The following is a 14897-nucleotide window of genomic DNA, read 5'->3' as shown; positions in this document are numbered from 1 at the left end:
CAACGACGATCGGCGGTGCTTCTCAAACCAACGGCAGCGGCGGCCCAACCCGCCTCTTCCAGCGCTTGTCGGCCTTGAACTCGTTGCGATCTCGAGTTGGTCCTCGGCGCACGAGACGTCCCGTTGGTTAGGGTCAATCCGAAGCAGACATGCAGGCTGGCGCAGCGCTGCACATTGACCTATGTCAGTGATCGCTGCTCCGGTCTTTATATCTTTGTTGACCAGCCATGGGCAGAGGCAGTCCAAAGGAGCTCCAGTGCGGTTAGCCGGCAGGACATTCGGTGCGGCAGGTTTCGCGACCAGGATGCTCCTCATCGCGGCCGTCCTGCTTTCCGGATTCGCCGGACAGCCGCACGCGAGCGCTGCGACTGGCACCGACCACGCAGATCAGTTGTTGGCTGTGACACTGGACGGCGCGTCCGCTGAATCTGCCGAAGGTGCCGGCCGCGTCTGGCTTATTGCCGTAGCAAGTGAGTTCGCCCCAAGGGACTGCGCCGCCGAACGTGGCGGCGGAGGAATGCGCCATTGTGGCAGTCCGCACTCGCCGCTTGCTTGCGGCTCCGCTCTTCCCGCGCCATTTCCGGCGACCGAGCTCACCAGCGTGTGCTCCGGTGCCTGGCTCACCCAAACAAGCCTCCTGGGCGGTCGCGAGAGCACGCCTCCCATCCCTCCTCCCCGCCATCTGATCTGAGCCGGCAGCTGCTGCCGGTGAGGTGAGCGCAGCGACGATTCCGCGCCCGCGTCAGACGCTCGCCCGGTGCTCATACGCGAGTACCGGCCGTCCGGACCCATCAGATCAATGGTGCACAATGATATCGATTACCCGTCGTCACCTTATGGCGCTTGCCGGAACATCGGCAGCCTTGGCCGGAACGAACGCCTTCTTGCCCGGTGCGGTGCGGTCCGCATTCGCCGGGGCAGCAACCCCGCTGAGGATCGAACGTCGAACGCTCGATGTCCGCGGTCGCGCGGCATCCGTCTTCGGGATTACCAAACCTGGCGGCTCGCACGGGATCGCGCTCGATCCGGGCGAGGGTTTTACCGTCGACCTTCACAACGCCACGGCCGAGGACACCATTGTCCATTGGCATGGCCAGACGCCCGAGTGGAGCAAGGACGGCGTTGTCATCGGGCCACATGCAGCACTCCGGCCGAACGAAGTCCGGCGCTATGATTATGAGCCGCGGCCAGGCACCCACTGGATGCATTCGCATCTCGGCCTGCAGGAGCAGCTGCTGCTCGCGGCGCCGCTGATCGTCCGCACTCCTGAGGACCTTCGGGCCGATGTGCAGGAGGTTGTCATCCTCCTGCACGATTTCACATTCCGCGATCCTACCGAGCTGCTGGCCGATCTCCGGGGCAGCGCCATGGCGCATGCAACCGAGAATGTATCTTCGATGGGCCATGGAGGCATGGCCGGCATGGATCACATGACCGGAGACGAGCCCGATGTCCCGCTCTCCGGTCTCACGGTGGCACCCGACGCCCATGCCGGTGGTCCCGGTCAGCCGGACCTGAACGACGTCGAGTACGATGCGTATCTCGCCAATGACCGCACCCTTGACGACCCGGAGGTCGTCACGGTGGAGCGCGGCGGCCGCGTGCGGCTGAGGATCATCAACGGCGCCACGACCAGCGCATTTCAGATCGATCTCGGCACCCTCCAGGGGACGGTGATTGCCGCCGATGGCAACCCCGTACGGCCGGTCAAGGGCAAGCGGTTCGGCATGACCATGGGCCAGCGGCTCGACGTGGTTCTCAGCCTGCCACGCGAAGGCGGCGCCTGGCCGATCCTCGCACAGCGGGAGGGCGACAGGGAAAGAACGGGGATCATCCTCGCAACGCAAGGAAGTCCCATCGCCCGGGTGGCCGGAGAGGCGGGAAGCGCAGCACCGCCGGTCGATCTTTCCCTTGAGGAGAGCCTATTCGCCGTGGATCCGCTTCCGCACCGGCATGCGGATGTCACCTTCCGCACCGCATTGACCGGCACGATGATGGGCTACGTCTGGTCGATTGACGACCGGACCTGGGGGAACCACACACCGATCGAAGTGCATCCGGGTCAGCGGGTGGCCATCGAGATGCGCAACGTGAGCCCGATGGCTCATCCGATGCATCTGCACGGGCATCACTTCCAGGTCATCGGGATAAACGGGCGCCCGCTGAAGGGGGCCGTGCGCGACACGGTCCTGGTGCCGGTGAACGGTGCCGTGACCATCGCCTTCGATACCGACAATCCGGGACGTTGGCCCTTCCACTGCCACAACCTCCTCCACATGGCCGCCGGCATGATAACCGAGGTTGCCTACGAAACTGCGCCCGGACGAAGCTGAGGGAGATAGCAATGAACAGCAACAGATCCACCATCGCAGCGGCCGTGACAGCGGCCACCATGCTTTGGGGCTCCGGAGCAATGGCTCAGGACAGCCAGGACCACGAGGCGCCTGCACAGGGGCAGCCGGGCTGGCCGACACTTCTCGAGAGGCACGAGACCGCGCTCGCCGCACGCCTCGAAATGGTGAGGAACATCAGGCCTGCGGCCGAAGCGCTCTATCAGGAGCTGGATGAAACCCAGCAGCGGCTCGCATCCGAGCTCGCCGGCGGCTTGATCGGCGCGCCGTGACGAGGCGGGGCGAAGCGATGGTAATTCCGACCTGCGCGGCTTCTCCGCTCTGGCTGCGATCGTTGCGGCGCTATTTCGCGCTGCTGGCGATCGGCAACCTTGGCTGGGAGGTCGCGCAGCTCCCTCTCTACACCCTCTGGCGGGACGGCACGACCGCGGAGATTGCCTTCGCGGTCCCCCACTGCACGGCAGGCGACGTATTGATCGGGCTGACCGCACTTCTAGGCGGGCTTATGGCCGCAGGCGACGATCGCTGGCCAGGCGAGCGCTTTGGGGCGGTGGCACTCATCACGATCGGAATCGGCCTCGGTTACACGGTGTTCAGCGAATGGCTGAACACCGAAGTCCGCGGCACATGGGCTTACTCGAACCTGATGCCGGTGCTGCCCGGCATAGGCACTGGATTGTCCCCGCTCGCCCAGTGGCTCGTCATCCCGGGGATCGCCTTCTGGTGGGTTCGCCCGACCCGAAAACTGGGGAACGCGACATGACAGGAAGCGGAATGGTCCGCGTGGCGGTGAACGGCTACGGGGTGATCGGCAAGCGGGTCGCCGACGCGGTTGTCCAGCAATCGGAAATAGTGCTCGCCGGAATTTCCGACATCGGGAGGGACTGGCGGCTGCACGTGGCTACCGCCAGAGGGCTCAGGCTTTTCGGCGCCACCGCCGAGCACGCGGATGCGGTGTCATCGGCAGGGCTGGACGAGGTCGACATCGTCGTGGAATGCCCGCCCAAGCGGATCGCAGCCAGGAATGCCGACGAGTACCGGCGACGCGCCAGGACGAGGACCCCCATCCTTCAGCGCGAGCCGGTCAGCCTCGTCGAGGTCGCGTCTGACGGCACGGTGTACGCCTTCATGCTCGGACACGGCCAGTTGAGGGCGAGCGAGCCCGCAGCAATGTTCGCAACGGTCTCCGAGGGCTTCGGAACCTCGTACCTGCTGCACCTCACGGTCGATCCCAGCGATCCGAATCGCCTCTTCGCTGCATCGGCCGATGGCGAAATCCTCCACAGCATCGACCACGGCCGCACCTGGCGAAGGCTGGCCGGTGCCGCACCTGCAGAGAACAAAGAGTAATGGACATGATGGACGGAACAGGCTGGGGCATGGGGGGAATGGGGATCCTATGGATCCTTGTCGCCATCCTGCTCGTCCTCGGGATTGCCGCGCTTCTCAAATACCTGTCCGGCGGCCGCCGATGAAGACGGAGACGGACTCATATCGGGCCTGGCCGCGCCGGTTCAGCGACGGCTTGGGAGACCCTGCCCGCGCCAAAATGCTTCGGAGCCGCTTGAAGACGAGCTTTGCAGGATGAGGATTCCGTTATGAAGCAGCACAAAGAGACGATGGGCATGAACTGGGGCCGGTTCGCGGCGATGATCGCGACCTCGACCTTCATCATGTTCTTCCTGATGTATCATCTTGTCTATTCGTTCGACCACGCTTTCTTCAGCATCAACCGGTTCGTGGCCTCTCTGGTTATGGGCAGCGTGATGATGCTCGTCATGCTGGCGTTCATGTGGTCCATGTACAAGGGTATAGCCGCCAAAGTTGCAGTACTGGCCTTGGCCGCTCTGGCCAGCATCGGCTTGCTCTACGTGAATAGGAGCCAGCTTCTGGTAGACGACCTGAAGTTCATGCGCTCGATGATCCCTCATCACTCGATTGCCATCAACAATGCACGCAAGTCGAGCATCAGTGACCCGCGCGTGCGCGAACTCGCTGACAAGATCATCGAATCTCAGGTGCTTGAGATAACCGAAATGAAGCTGCTTATCGCCGACATCGAAGAGAACGGCTTGCGAGGAACGACCGAGCTTCCGGCGAAGTCGGCCGATGTGACCCCCGAAGTCGTGAGCGAAGCCAGGAAGGCGCTCGAGTAGGCCTCGCTCACGCCGGCGCAGTAATTTGCTGCGCCGCGGGACGGGGTGGCGGTGCGGACGGAACGGGTCTTCTTGCACAGCACCGCTGAGGAGCCCTGCGCGCCTGCCGCCGCCTTGCGCACACTGGCGGTGTCGCCACCTGCGCGCCGAGAGGTGCCATTAAGAACAGCTTCTCTCCGGGATTCTACAGCAGCTCGGCGAAACCGAACGAGAGCATGTGCCCCTGCAATCCGTTCTGGCGGCCGTGGGGACGCGCGTCCATGGGACCGCTCTCTTCATCCTGTCCGTACCCGAGGCGGTGCCTCTCCCGATCCCCAGCGCCTCGATGATCTTTGGAATGCCCATCATCATGATTGCGGGCCATCTAGTCTTCTTTGGAGAGCAGGCCGGACTGCCGCGCCGGATGCACACCCTACCGGTCCCGGCCCGGGCGCTGCGATTGCTCGCCTGTTACCTCACGCCTCTCCTCCTTGTGATGGAGCGCGTCTCGCGGCCGCGCCTAGCCCGGATTTCTCACCGGGTCTCTTTCGTGAGCGGCGTGGTCCGTGATTGTGGTTGCCGATTTTGCGATCCCGATGTGCGGGCACGGGCCGCGGTTTCCGCGCGGGGCGGCTGGCGGCCTGGATGGTGTTCCCTGGGTTCTTGGCCGTCGGGTGGAACGGGGCCGTCAGGCGGCGGCGCGGATCAGCCGGAGCGGTCGTTGCCGGCGCGGCGACAACCTGTTATTTTTATTTTATGTGCCTAGTCCTGTCCCGCCGTCTCTTTGCATTGCTCACCATTCTCGCGGTGACGCTGGGATTGGTGGCGCATGGCGTCCAGGCGGTCAGCATGGGCGCGAGCATGGCGGCGGCCGCTTCCCTGGACATGCCGGCGCCGGAAAACTGTGGCGGCTGTCCGGGCGGGGATGAGCAAGGCGGCATGGTGATGGAAGCCTGCTTCGCCCTATGCGGCGCCACGACCGCGCTGCCGCCCGTCGTGGCCGCTGTCCATTCATCTCCGGCCGAGCAGCCGGTCCCGCTGGTCGCAAGCTTCAGCCTGGGCCGTACCGGTCCGCCTGACCCTTATCCTCCCAGACCCGATCTGAGCTGACGGCGTCCGCCCGCTACGCGGGCGGTGAGCCGTCGCCGGGCGAGCTCGCGTTCAGGCGGGCTCGCTCCCGCTGCGGATCCGAGCCACTTCGCGGCTGCTCCGGTTCCGCGCAGCGTAACCCACTCGACGAAACTCCAGAAAATGACTCCGTCACGCGGTCCGGCTGTCAGCCGCCGAATCCTCGACCTTGCAGCATACCGACCGCCGGCCGGAAGCAAGAGCGCCGGGGGCCGGCGGTGATGCGCCGCCATGTCGCGATCCTCACTACCCTCGTCGCCCTGGCGGCGGGCGCTGCGGCGCTGGGCTGGTTCGGGTTCTCGTCACGAGGGGCGATCGACCCGGACGACCCGGCCCAGGGTGCGCTCGGCCGCGAGATCTACGCCGCGCACTGCGCAAGCTGTCACGGCGCCAATCTCGAAGGCCAGCCGGACTGGCGTGAACGCCGGCCCGACGGCCGCCTGCCGGCGCCGCCGCACGACGCTTCGGGGCACACCTGGCACCATGCCGACCAGCAGCTCTTTGAGCTCACGAAGAAGGGCTTGTCCGGCGTCGTGCCCGGCTATCAGAGCGATATGCCCGCCTTCGAGGGCACGCTCACGGACGAGCAGATCGCGGCTGTCCTCGCCTTCATCAAGAGCACCTGGCCGCCCGACATCCGCGCCCGCCAGGACGCCCGCAGCCGGACCCAACCCTAGCCGGGGGGAAAACCGCCCCTCATGAAAGGAGAGGACTTCGTGGACACGTCAACAACCGCACCGGTTATCGGCCCAAGCTTGGGGCGGGCCGCGCAACGGGCGCTACGCGATCGCCGCGTGCTGATCGGCGTCGCGGCCGCGCTGATCGCAGGCGGAGCGGCGTTCAACTGGGGCTGGCTCGTCGCGGTTGGCGTCGCGCCGCTGCTGCTGTCGCTCGCGCCTTGCCTGATCATGTGCGGCCTCGGCCTCTGCATGACGCGCTCATGTTCCAAGCACGAGCAGGCCGCGAACGGCGCCACCCTGTCGCCTAGACAGATCCTTTCCGCATCGCCGGCGGCTGCGGTGACAAACTCCAGCCGAGCTTGTTGCGGCGCCCCGGTTGGGGACGAGGCGCCATCCCGGCCCTAGCAGCGTAGTCATTCCTTCAAGCGATCGAGGAACTCATGACCAAAGCTTTGAAGAGGACCACCGACGGACGCGCGATGAAGCGGCCGATCAGGTTGATCTTGGCTGCCGGCGCCGTGACGGCGGTGCTCGGCGTTGTCCTGATGTGGCAGGCCGATGCCTCGGAAACCGTGCCGCTCTCCAGGGTGTCGCATATCCACGGCATCGCGGTGGATCGGCAGGAGCCGTCCTGGCTCTACCTCGCCACGCACCATGGCGTGTGGCGCACGGCGCCGGACGGCATGGCCGAGCGCATCTCGGCCGACCGCAGCGACTACATGGGCTTCACGCCGCACCCGATCGAGCCCGCGACCTTCTACGCCAGCGGCCATCCGGAGGGCGGCGGCAATCTCGGCGTGCTCGTCTCGCGCGACGGCGGCCGAAGCTGGACGCAGGTCGCCAGGGGCGCGAACGGCTCGGTCGACTTTCACGCCATGGATGTGAGCCCGGCGGACCCGCACGTGATCTACTGGCTCTACCGCGGCATCCAGGTGAGCCGCGACGGCGGCACGAGTTGGACGATTACCGGGACGCCGCCGGCCGACATATTCGACCTCGCGGCCGATCCGCAGGAGCCGGACACCGTCTATGCTGCGAGCCGCAATGGCCTGATGGTGAGCCGCGATGGGGCCAGAACCTGGCGGGCGGCTACGGTGTGGACTCGTCCGGCGAGCCTGGTCCAGGGCACGCCGGACGGGACGGTCTATGCCTTCGTCGTCGGCGCCGGCCTGGTGAAGCGGTCGGGCCCAATTGGAAGCTGGGAGACAGTGAGCGACGGCTTCGGCGATCGCTTCCTGCTGCATCTTGCCGCCGATCCAGCGGATCGCGATCGGCTGTTCGTCGTGACGCAGCACAGCGAAATCCTCGCCAGCGCCGACGGCGGCCGGACCTGGACGCGGCTCAGCTAGGGGTCGGGGCAACGCGACCGCCGGGGCTCGTGATGGATCGCATGATGGAGGGCATGATGGAGGGCATGGGTTGGGGGATGGGTGGCATGGGCCTGATCGGACTGCTGCTCCTCGTCCTGCTGATCCTGGGGGTCGCCGCGCTCGTGAAGTACCTGATCTCCGGCCGCAGATGAGCGGGCGCTGGTGCGGAAAAGGGGAGGACAATGGCCACGGAAAGAGAAACCGTTCTCGTGACCGGCAGCAGCGGCTTTATCGGCCGGGCGATCGTCGGCCGGCTGGCTGAGCGCTTCGCGGTCGTCGGTCTGGACCTGCATCCGCCGGGCGAACTGCCACCGTCCGCGAGCTTCGAGCGGATCGATCTCACCTCGGACGAGAGCGTCCGCGAGGCGCTGGCTTGCGTGCGCGAGCGGCACGGGAACCGGATCACCTCGGTGGTGCATCTCGCCGCCTACTTCGATCTCTCGGGCGAGCCCAGCCCCAAATACCAGGCGATCACGCTACACGGCACCGAACGGTTGCTGCACGCGCTGCAATCCTTCGAGGTCGAGCAGTTCGTGTTTGCCAGCACGATGCTGGTACACGCAGCCGGCACGCCTGGCGAGCACATTGACGAGGACCGGCCGCTCGATCCCAAGCTGCCTTATCGGGCCTCGAAGATCGAAACCGAGCGGCTGATCCACAAGCGGCGGGGCGAGATCCCGGTGGTCTACCTCCGCCCCGCCGGCGTGTATAACGATGGTTGCCGCAACGCCTTCCTCGCCCGCCAGATCGCCCGGATTTATGAGCGCAGTCCCAAGGCTCGCGTCTATCCCGGCGACCTGCGCACCGGGCAATCCTTCCTGCACCTGGACGATCTTATCGACGCCATCGTCCGGCTGATCGAACGCCGCGCAACGCTCCCGCCGGAGTTTCCGCTCCTGCTGGGGGAGCCGGACGTCATGGGTTACGGTGAACTGCAGCGCGAGATCGGACGGCTGCTCCACGGCGAGGCATGGGAAACCTGGGAGGTACCGAAGGCGCTCGCCAAGGCCGGCGCCTGGGTTGAGAACACGGTCCTGGACGAGGGATCCCTTTATCAAGCCCTGGATGGTCGACATCGCCGACGACCATTACGCGCTCGACACCGGCCGCGCGCGGACGCTGATCGGCTGGGAACCGAAGCACAGCCTGCGCGAGACGCTCCCCAGGATGGTTGAGGCGCTGAAGGCCGATCCGGCCGGCTGGTATGCGGCGAACAAGCTCAATGCCGCCAAGGTGGCGGGGGGCAGCGCGGCGCCGCGCCGCGCCGCGGAACACGACGCGCCGATGCACGGCGACGCGATGCAGGAGCATCACGCCGAAATGGCGGCGATGCGCCAGCGCATGCTCTGGGTGCACTTCCTGGTGGTCGCGCTCGGCGCCTGGCTCCTCACCAGCCCGTTTCAGTTCGCCTTGTTCGATCCCGCGGCGGCAGGCACGGTACGCGACGTGACGCAGGAGCGCGGGCTGTGGGATCCGGCCTTGCGCAATGCGCTCACCGGCTGGAGCGACATCGCGAGCGGGCTGCTGCTGATGCTGTTCGGCGCGCTCGCCCTGTCGCCGCGCTTCGCCTGGGCGCAATGGGGCACCACGGCGGTCGGCCTGTGGCTGCTGTTCGCGCCCTTGTTCCTGTGGACGCCGAGCGCTGCGGCCTACGCCAACGACACCATTGTCGGCGCACTCGCCGTCATCTTCTCGGTGCTCGTGCCGATGATGCCGGGGATGAGCCACGAAGGCATGATGGACGAAAGCGAGATTCCGCCGGGCTGGACCTATTCCCCGTCGAGCTGGCTCCAGCGCCTGCCGATCATCGCGCTCGGCTTCTTCGGGTTCCTGATCGCCCGCTACATGGCCGCCTACCAGCTCGGCCATATCGACGCGGTGTGGGAGCCGTTCTTCTCCGGCGGGAGCGGCAGGAACGGAACCGAGTACATCATCACCTCCGACGTGTCGCGCGCCTGGCCGATCGCCGATGCCGGCCTCGGTGCCACCAGCTACATGATCGAGGCGCTGATGGGCGCGATGGGCTCGGCCAAGCGCTGGCGCACCATGCCCTGGATGGTGACCTTCTTCTTCATCCTGGTGGTGCCTCTCGGCGGCGTCTCGATCTTCTTCATCATCATTCAGCCGATCGTCATCGGCACCTATTGCACGCTCTGCCTGATCGCCGCGGCGGCAATGCTGGTGATGATTCCGCTCACGCTCGACGAGGTGGTCGCGATGGGCCAATACATGCTTCGCTCCGTACGCGCCGGGCGGCCGTTCTGGCGCACCTTCTTCCACGGCGGCCCGGATGTCGGCGGCCAGCCGGACGAATGATCCGGGCTTCGGCGCGCCGCTCGCCCGGCAGGCGGAGGCGGCGGTCTGGGGCGTCACGCTGCCGTGGACGCTGGTCGCCAGCTGCGCCCTCGGCGCTTGGCTGATGCTTGCGCGCGGCGTGCTTGGCACCGAAGGGGCGATGGCCGACAGCGACCATTTGGTCGGCGCCATGATCATCACCGTCGCCGTGTGCGCCATGGCCGAGGTCGGGCGCCCCTTGCGTTTCCTCAACATCCTGTTCGGGCTGTGGCTGATCGCGTCGCCGTGGCTGCTCTCGGGCGCGACTATCGCGGCAAGCTGGAACGACGTGGTCATCGGCCTGCTGGTGGTCGGCCTGAGCCTGCCGCGCGGCCGGCGCAGTGACGAGCACTACGGTTCCTGGGATCGCTATGTCGTATGATCCAAATTTGGCGTTCTTTGAGTCCGACGGGCAGGTCGCGGGCGGCTCGGCCGGTGATCGGAGGCACCCTCGTGCGACGCGCCGCGGGGCCGTGTCCGGCGGCTGGCACGCCGCGCTCCGTCGCTATCTGATCGCGACCGCGGTCGGCCATCTCGCCTGGGAATTCCTCCACATGCCTCTCTACACGATCTGGCGTGAAGGCACCTGGGGTGAGGTTGCCTTCGCTGCCCTTCACTGCACCGGCGGCGATGTCCTCATCGCCCTGACCTCGTTGATGCTTGCGCTGCTGCTGCTCGGGAACGAGACTTGGCCGCGCGAGCGCTTCCGCCCGGTGGCGGCGCTCGCCATCGCGCTTGGGGTGGGGTACACGGCCTTCAGCGAATGGCTGAACGTCGTCGTGCGCGCGGCCTGGGACTATTCGGAATTGATGCCCATCCTGTCGCTGTTCGGCGTGGAGGTCGGGCTGTCGCCGCTGTTGCAGTGGATCGTTGTGCCCGCCGTCGCGTTCGCGCTGGCTGGACGCGCTGCCGCAAGCGCCGGGGCGCAGCGTCGGCGATGAGCGTCTAGGAGAGAGGGTTGGGCGTTTATGCGCGCTGGGTTCTGCCGCTTCTGATCGACTGGACGATGCGGGACGAGGATCTCGCCGCCTACCGCCGGCGGCTGGCGCCGCGCGCCCGCGGGTTCGTGCTCGAGGTCGGCGTCGGCTCGGGGCTCAACCTGCCGCTCTACGGCCCCGCCGTCGAGCGGGTGATCGGCCTTGATCCTTCCTTCGAGCTGTTGGCAAGGGCCGCGGCACGGGCGTGCGGCGCCGCGCTGCCGGTCCACTTGGTCCGCGCCTCCGCCGAGGCGATGCCGCTCCGAGACGCAAGCGTCGATACGGTGCTGATGACCTGGACGCTGTGCTCGATCGCCGATGCGCGAGCGGGGCTGCGCGAGATGCGGCGGGTGCTGAGGCCGGGAGGCGAGCTCCTGTTCGTCGAGCACGGTCTTGCGCCGGAACGGCAGGTCGCCGCCTGGCAGCGCCGGCTGGATCCGCTCTGGAGCCGCATCAGCTGCCACCTCGACAATCCGGTCGACCGCCTACTCCGCGAGGCGGGCTTCTCGATCGAACGGCTCAATACCGGCTATTTGGGCAAAGGGCCGAAGCCGCTGACCTTCATGTATGAGGGGTGCGCCCGCGCGACCTGATCGTCGGCCGCAGGGCATGGCTCAGTAGCGCTCTCGCCACCATCGTCTTGACGACAGCCGCTTTCTTCCTACTTCCGCAGATATGAAGGTAAGCGATCTGCAGCAGGCGGCGGACCGGGCCACCGCCCTCCTCAAGGCGCTCGCCGGCCGCAACCGGCTGATGATCCTGTGTCAGCTCGTCGAGGGCGAGCGGTCGGTCGGGGAACTGGCCCGCCTTATCGGCGCGCGCGAGACCGCGGTGTCGCAGCAATTGGCGCTGCTACGCGCGCAAGGCCTCGTGAGCACGCGGCGCGACGGCCAGACCATTTATTACACGCTCGCCAGCCCCGACGCCGCCGCCGTGATCGCCACCCTCTACCGGCTCTACTGCGCCGCCGAGCAGCCCGACCCCTCCGCCGCTCGTGGGCGGGAAGTCGAACCCGCATAGGCCCGGTCCGACCTGAACGCCAGCAGAAAGGCAGATCATGCTCACCCGCCGCACGTTCATCGCCGCCACCGCCGGGCTCGGCGCCGCCGCCCTCGGCGGCCGCGCCCTGTTGCGCGCGGCGAAGGCCGCCGAGCCGCAGCCGCTGCGCATCCCCGAGCTGATCGACGCCCGGAGCCAAGGCCAGTCCATCGCGCTCAGGGTCCAGCGCGGGCGCACCGCCTTCTTCCCCGACCGGCCGACGCCGACGCTCGGCTACAACGGGAGCTATCTCGGCCCGACGCTGCGCCTCCACCGCGGCGACGAGGTGGAGGTCGCCGTCACCAACGCGCTGGCCGAGGACACGACGGTCCACTGGCACGGGCTGCTGATCCCCGGCCACCTCGACGGCGGCCCGCACCAGCCGATCCGGCCGGGCGCGACTTGGCGGCCAGTGCTGCCGGTCCGCCAGCCGGCGGCGACGCTGCTCTACCATTCGCACGTGCACGGCCGCACCGCCGAGCAGGTCTATAGCGGGCTGGCGGGGCTGCTGCTGATCGCCGATGACGAGGAGCGGGCGCTCGGCCTGCCGTCCGAGTACGGGGTCGACGACCTGCCGCTGGTGCTGCAGGACCGCGCTTTCACGACCGAGGGCGAGTTGGTCTATCCCGGCGGCCCGATGGCGATGATGCACGGCGCGCGCGGCGGCGCGATCCTGGTTAACGGCACGCCCAACCCGGTCGCCCGCGTGCCCGCGCGCCTGGTACGGCTGCGGCTCGCCAACGCGGCCAACGCCCGCATCTTCGAGCTGTCGTTCGACGACAGCCGCGTCTTCCACCGCGTCGCCAGCGACGCGGGTCTGCTGGAAGGTCCGGTCGCGCAGCGCGCGCTGCTGCTGGCGCCAGGCGAGCGGGCCGAGATCCTGGTCGATTTCTCCGATGGGCGGCCGGTGGCGATGCTGACTCGGCCGGACCGCAACGGCCCGATGATGGGAATGGGCATGATGGCCCGCTTCGGGGACGATGGCGGAGGCGCCGCGCCGGTCCTCCGGTTCGCGCCGGCCGGCCGCGGTGCCGTCGCCGTGACCGTCCCGGAGCGCCTGGTCGCGCGGGAGCGACTCGACCCCGCCCAGGCGGTGCGCCGCCGACGGCTCGTCCTCACCATGGGCATGGGGGGAATGGGCATGGGCGAAATGATGGGCGGCCGCATGGGCACCATGATGGGGCCGGGCATGATGGGGCGCGGCATGGGAATGAGCGGCATGATGAGGCTCGGCATCGACGGCCGTCCCTTCGCCATGGAGCGCATCGACCAGCGTGTGCGCCTGGGCGATGTCGAGATCTGGGAGGTCGCGGGCGAGATGATGGCCCACCCCTTCCACATCCACGGCGTCCATTTCGAGGTGCTGGGGGGCGGCGCTGATCAGGGCGCCAAGGACACCCTGCTCGTCCGCGAGCCGGTCGAGCTGCTCGTGCGGTTCACCCAACCCGCCCCGGAGGCGCCGTTCATGTACCACTGCCACATCCTCGAGCACGAGGATAATGGGATGATGGGGCAGTTCGTGGTGGTTTGAGCCGCCGACGCAATCGCTGGCCCGCAAGCCAGAACTGCCTCAACTGCTTTTCCAGTCCGGAGGACGATCAATGACCTACTATTTCGCCAAGACGATTACGGGACCGTTCGAGGCGGCGGTGAGCCGCGTCAAGGGGGCACTCCAGGACGAGGGATTCGGCGTCCTGACCGAGATCGACGTCGCTCGCACGCTGCAACAGAAGCTGGGCGCCGATTTCCGGAATTACCGCATTCTCGGCGCCTGCAATCCGACGCTCGCGCATGAGGCGCTGCGGCGCGAGGACAAGATCGGCACGATGCTGCCCTGCAACGTCATCGTGCAGGAAGTGGACTCCGGAGCGGTCGAGGTCGCCGCGGTCGATCCCGTCGCGTCGATGACTGCCGTCGAGAATGCGGGGCTCCGCGACATTGCCGGGCAGGTGCGCGAGGGTTTGCAGCGGGTGGTCGAGGGCCTCGGCTGAGGCGGTTCGAGCGCTGTGGGCAACGCCGGGCTTCTCTCCGGCGCTGCCACGAGCGGAGGGCAGCATGGGCCTCCACGGATTCTTTCCCGCCACCGCAATGCCGGATCGCGACTGGTGGGCGGCGCTCTGGCCAAAGCCGGAGGACGTCCTGCGGTCGCTGGGCATTCGGCCCGGCATGACCGCGGTCGATCTCTGCTGCGGGGATGGATATTTCACCGCGCCCTTGGCCAAGATTGTCGGCGGGAAGCTCTATGCCCTCGACATCGACCCGCAGATGCTGGAGCAGGCGCGGGCCGAGGCCGCACGGCAGGGCGCCTCCGTCGCCGAGTGGATCTGTGCCGATGCGCGCGACGTCGCCAAGCTCATCCCCGAGCGGGTGGATTACGTCCTGATCGCAAACACCTTCCATGGCGTTCCGGACCAGACGGGTCTCGCCCAGGCCGTGGCCCAAGTGCTCAAGCCCGGCGGCTGCTTCGCGGTCGTGAACTGGCATCCCATACCGCGGGAACAGACGACGGTGCTCGACCAGCCGCGCGGGCCGCGCACCGAGATGCGCATGTCACCGGATCAGGTACGGGCAATTATCGAGCCGGCGGGCTTCCGGCTGCTCCGCGTCATCGAACTGCCGCCGTATCATTACGGCGCGATCTTCGTCAGGTCGGACGCAGAGCCGATAGAATCGACAAAGTAGAAGAAAGTCGTTGTGCCCGGGCGGTTCGTGCCGCGACGGAGCCGCCGCGGATCTATCGCAGATACGCCTTGGCGGCATAGCGGCGCATCATGCGCGGGCCAAATACCGCCGGCGCTGAAGCCCGAGCACGAAGAGCTGCACTGTGAGCTGATCGCCGCCACGAAGGCCGGTGGGCGCACGGGCGAGGCAGCCGAGGCTGTCG

Annotated in this window: 20 protein-coding genes; all 20 read left to right on the top strand. The window is 67.3% G+C overall.

The genetic code is table 11. The annotated features are described in order from the left end of the window. Window positions 1-863: 863 nt before the first annotated feature. The 20 genes from E4O86_RS01085 (at window position 864) to E4O86_RS01010 (ending at window position 14695) form a co-directional block, all read left to right on the top strand. A complete protein-coding gene (locus tag E4O86_RS01085; RefSeq protein ID WP_246206064.1) occupies window positions 864-2333 on the top strand; it encodes a multicopper oxidase family protein in 1470 nt (489 codons plus the stop codon). A gap of 11 nt (window positions 2334-2344) precedes the next feature. Then, the gene (locus E4O86_RS01080) at window positions 2345-2623 is read left to right on the top strand and encodes a Spy/CpxP family protein refolding chaperone (RefSeq protein ID WP_161138662.1); all 279 of its coding nucleotides are present in this window, start codon (window positions 2345-2347) and stop codon (window positions 2621-2623) included. A gap of 17 nt (window positions 2624-2640) precedes the next feature. Beyond that, on the top strand, window positions 2641-3114 hold the full coding sequence (locus tag E4O86_RS01075) for a hypothetical protein (protein ID WP_161138661.1): 474 nt from the start codon (window positions 2641-2643) through the stop codon (window positions 3112-3114). Between the two features lie 11 nt (window positions 3115-3125). Beyond that, the gene (locus E4O86_RS01070; protein WP_161138660.1) at window positions 3126-3701 is read left to right on the top strand and encodes a hypothetical protein; all 576 of its coding nucleotides are present in this window, start codon (window positions 3126-3128) and stop codon (window positions 3699-3701) included. Window positions 3702-3949: 248 nt separating this feature from the next. Beyond that, complete coding sequence (locus tag E4O86_RS01065; RefSeq protein ID WP_161138659.1) at window positions 3950-4507, top strand: DUF305 domain-containing protein; 558 nt, start codon at window positions 3950-3952, stop codon at window positions 4505-4507. 181 nt (window positions 4508-4688) lie between these two features. Continuing rightward, window positions 4689-5252, top strand: coding sequence for an exopolysaccharide biosynthesis protein (locus E4O86_RS23990; protein ID WP_161138737.1), 564 nt, complete (start codon window positions 4689-4691; stop codon window positions 5250-5252). A gap of 23 nt (window positions 5253-5275) precedes the next feature. After that, window positions 5276-5596: a hypothetical protein gene (locus E4O86_RS01055; RefSeq protein ID WP_161138658.1), complete on the top strand. Its 321-nt coding sequence runs from the start codon at window positions 5276-5278 to the stop codon at window positions 5594-5596. A gap of 239 nt (window positions 5597-5835) precedes the next feature. Beyond that, the gene (locus tag E4O86_RS01050; RefSeq protein WP_161138657.1) at window positions 5836-6291 is read left to right on the top strand and encodes a c-type cytochrome; all 456 of its coding nucleotides are present in this window, start codon (window positions 5836-5838) and stop codon (window positions 6289-6291) included. 39 nt (window positions 6292-6330) lie between these two features. Next, window positions 6331-6699 carry a hypothetical protein gene (locus tag E4O86_RS23080; RefSeq protein ID WP_205520564.1) on the top strand — a complete coding sequence of 123 codons (369 nt, stop codon included), beginning with the start codon at window positions 6331-6333 and terminating at the stop codon, window positions 6697-6699. Window positions 6700-6734: 35 nt separating this feature from the next. Beyond that, the gene (locus E4O86_RS01045; protein ID WP_161138656.1) at window positions 6735-7643 is read left to right on the top strand and encodes a WD40/YVTN/BNR-like repeat-containing protein; all 909 of its coding nucleotides are present in this window, start codon (window positions 6735-6737) and stop codon (window positions 7641-7643) included. A 32-nt stretch (window positions 7644-7675) separates the two neighbouring features. Next, entirely contained in the window at window positions 7676-7816 is a 141-nt protein-coding gene (locus tag E4O86_RS23075) for a hypothetical protein (RefSeq protein WP_205520599.1), read from the top strand. Window positions 7817-7846: 30 nt separating this feature from the next. After that, a complete protein-coding gene (locus E4O86_RS23380) occupies window positions 7847-8839 on the top strand; it encodes an NAD-dependent epimerase/dehydratase family protein (RefSeq protein WP_246206063.1) in 993 nt (330 codons plus the stop codon). Beyond that, window positions 8730-9980 (top strand): vitamin K epoxide reductase family protein, encoded by a 1251-nt coding sequence (locus tag E4O86_RS23375; protein WP_246206062.1) that lies wholly within the window; start codon window positions 8730-8732, stop codon window positions 9978-9980. Before E4O86_RS23380 ends, E4O86_RS23375 begins: the two co-directional genes overlap by 110 nt. After that, complete coding sequence (locus tag E4O86_RS23370; RefSeq protein WP_246206060.1) at window positions 9955-10380, top strand: SPW repeat protein; 426 nt, start codon at window positions 9955-9957, stop codon at window positions 10378-10380. The genes E4O86_RS23375 and E4O86_RS23370 overlap by 26 nt, the downstream gene beginning before the upstream one ends. Before the next feature lie 7 nt (window positions 10381-10387). Next, entirely contained in the window at window positions 10388-10939 is a 552-nt protein-coding gene (locus E4O86_RS01035) for a hypothetical protein (RefSeq protein ID WP_246206059.1), read from the top strand. 17 nt (window positions 10940-10956) lie between these two features. Further along, on the top strand, window positions 10957-11568 hold the full coding sequence (locus E4O86_RS01030; protein WP_161138655.1) for a class I SAM-dependent methyltransferase: 612 nt from the start codon (window positions 10957-10959) through the stop codon (window positions 11566-11568). Window positions 11569-11650: 82 nt separating this feature from the next. Then, on the top strand, window positions 11651-11995 hold the full coding sequence (locus tag E4O86_RS01025; protein WP_161138654.1) for an ArsR/SmtB family transcription factor: 345 nt from the start codon (window positions 11651-11653) through the stop codon (window positions 11993-11995). A gap of 37 nt (window positions 11996-12032) precedes the next feature. Next, entirely contained in the window at window positions 12033-13544 is a 1512-nt protein-coding gene (locus E4O86_RS01020) for a multicopper oxidase family protein (RefSeq protein ID WP_161138653.1), read from the top strand. 70 nt (window positions 13545-13614) lie between these two features. Beyond that, the gene (locus E4O86_RS01015; RefSeq protein ID WP_161138652.1) at window positions 13615-14004 is read left to right on the top strand and encodes a DUF302 domain-containing protein; all 390 of its coding nucleotides are present in this window, start codon (window positions 13615-13617) and stop codon (window positions 14002-14004) included. A 64-nt stretch (window positions 14005-14068) separates the two neighbouring features. Beyond that, window positions 14069-14695: a class I SAM-dependent methyltransferase gene (locus tag E4O86_RS01010; RefSeq protein ID WP_246206057.1), complete on the top strand. Its 627-nt coding sequence runs from the start codon at window positions 14069-14071 to the stop codon at window positions 14693-14695. The last annotated feature ends 202 nt before the right edge of the window (window positions 14696-14897 follow it).

The organism is Propylenella binzhouense, from assembly GCF_009866965.1.
GTDB classification, from domain to species: domain Bacteria; phylum Pseudomonadota; class Alphaproteobacteria; order Rhizobiales; family Afifellaceae; genus Propylenella; species Propylenella binzhouense.
Note: the sequence above shows the minus strand (reverse complement) of the source record. Positions and strands in the feature narration are given on the sequence as shown.

Bases quoted from the DNA above. Each gene is read 5' to 3' on its own strand.
- E4O86_RS01050 (WP_161138657.1), top strand. From the start codon at position 5,836: ATGCGCCGCCATGTCGCGATCCTCACTACCCTCGTCGCCCTGGCGGCG.
- E4O86_RS23075 (WP_205520599.1), top strand. From the start codon at position 7,676: ATGGATCGCATGATGGAGGGCATGATGGAGGGCATGGGTTGGGGGATG.
- E4O86_RS23380 (WP_246206063.1), top strand. From the start codon at position 7,847: ATGGCCACGGAAAGAGAAACCGTTCTCGTGACCGGCAGCAGCGGCTTT.
- E4O86_RS01025 (WP_161138654.1), top strand. From the start codon at position 11,651: ATGAAGGTAAGCGATCTGCAGCAGGCGGCGGACCGGGCCACCGCCCTC.
- E4O86_RS01010 (WP_246206057.1), top strand. From the start codon at position 14,069: ATGGGCCTCCACGGATTCTTTCCCGCCACCGCAATGCCGGATCGCGAC.
- E4O86_RS01015 (WP_161138652.1), top strand. From the start codon at position 13,615: ATGACCTACTATTTCGCCAAGACGATTACGGGACCGTTCGAGGCGGCG.
- E4O86_RS01070 (WP_161138660.1), top strand. From the start codon at position 3,126: ATGGTCCGCGTGGCGGTGAACGGCTACGGGGTGATCGGCAAGCGGGTC.
- E4O86_RS01065 (WP_161138659.1), top strand. From the start codon at position 3,950: ATGAAGCAGCACAAAGAGACGATGGGCATGAACTGGGGCCGGTTCGCG.
- E4O86_RS01080 (WP_161138662.1), top strand. From the start codon at position 2,345: ATGAACAGCAACAGATCCACCATCGCAGCGGCCGTGACAGCGGCCACC.
- E4O86_RS01075 (WP_161138661.1), top strand. From the start codon at position 2,641: ATGGTAATTCCGACCTGCGCGGCTTCTCCGCTCTGGCTGCGATCGTTG.
- E4O86_RS01020 (WP_161138653.1), top strand. From the start codon at position 12,033: ATGCTCACCCGCCGCACGTTCATCGCCGCCACCGCCGGGCTCGGCGCC.
- E4O86_RS01045 (WP_161138656.1), top strand. From the start codon at position 6,735: ATGACCAAAGCTTTGAAGAGGACCACCGACGGACGCGCGATGAAGCGG.
- E4O86_RS23375 (WP_246206062.1), top strand. From the start codon at position 8,730: ATGGTCGACATCGCCGACGACCATTACGCGCTCGACACCGGCCGCGCG.
- E4O86_RS23370 (WP_246206060.1), top strand. From the start codon at position 9,955: ATGTCGGCGGCCAGCCGGACGAATGATCCGGGCTTCGGCGCGCCGCTC.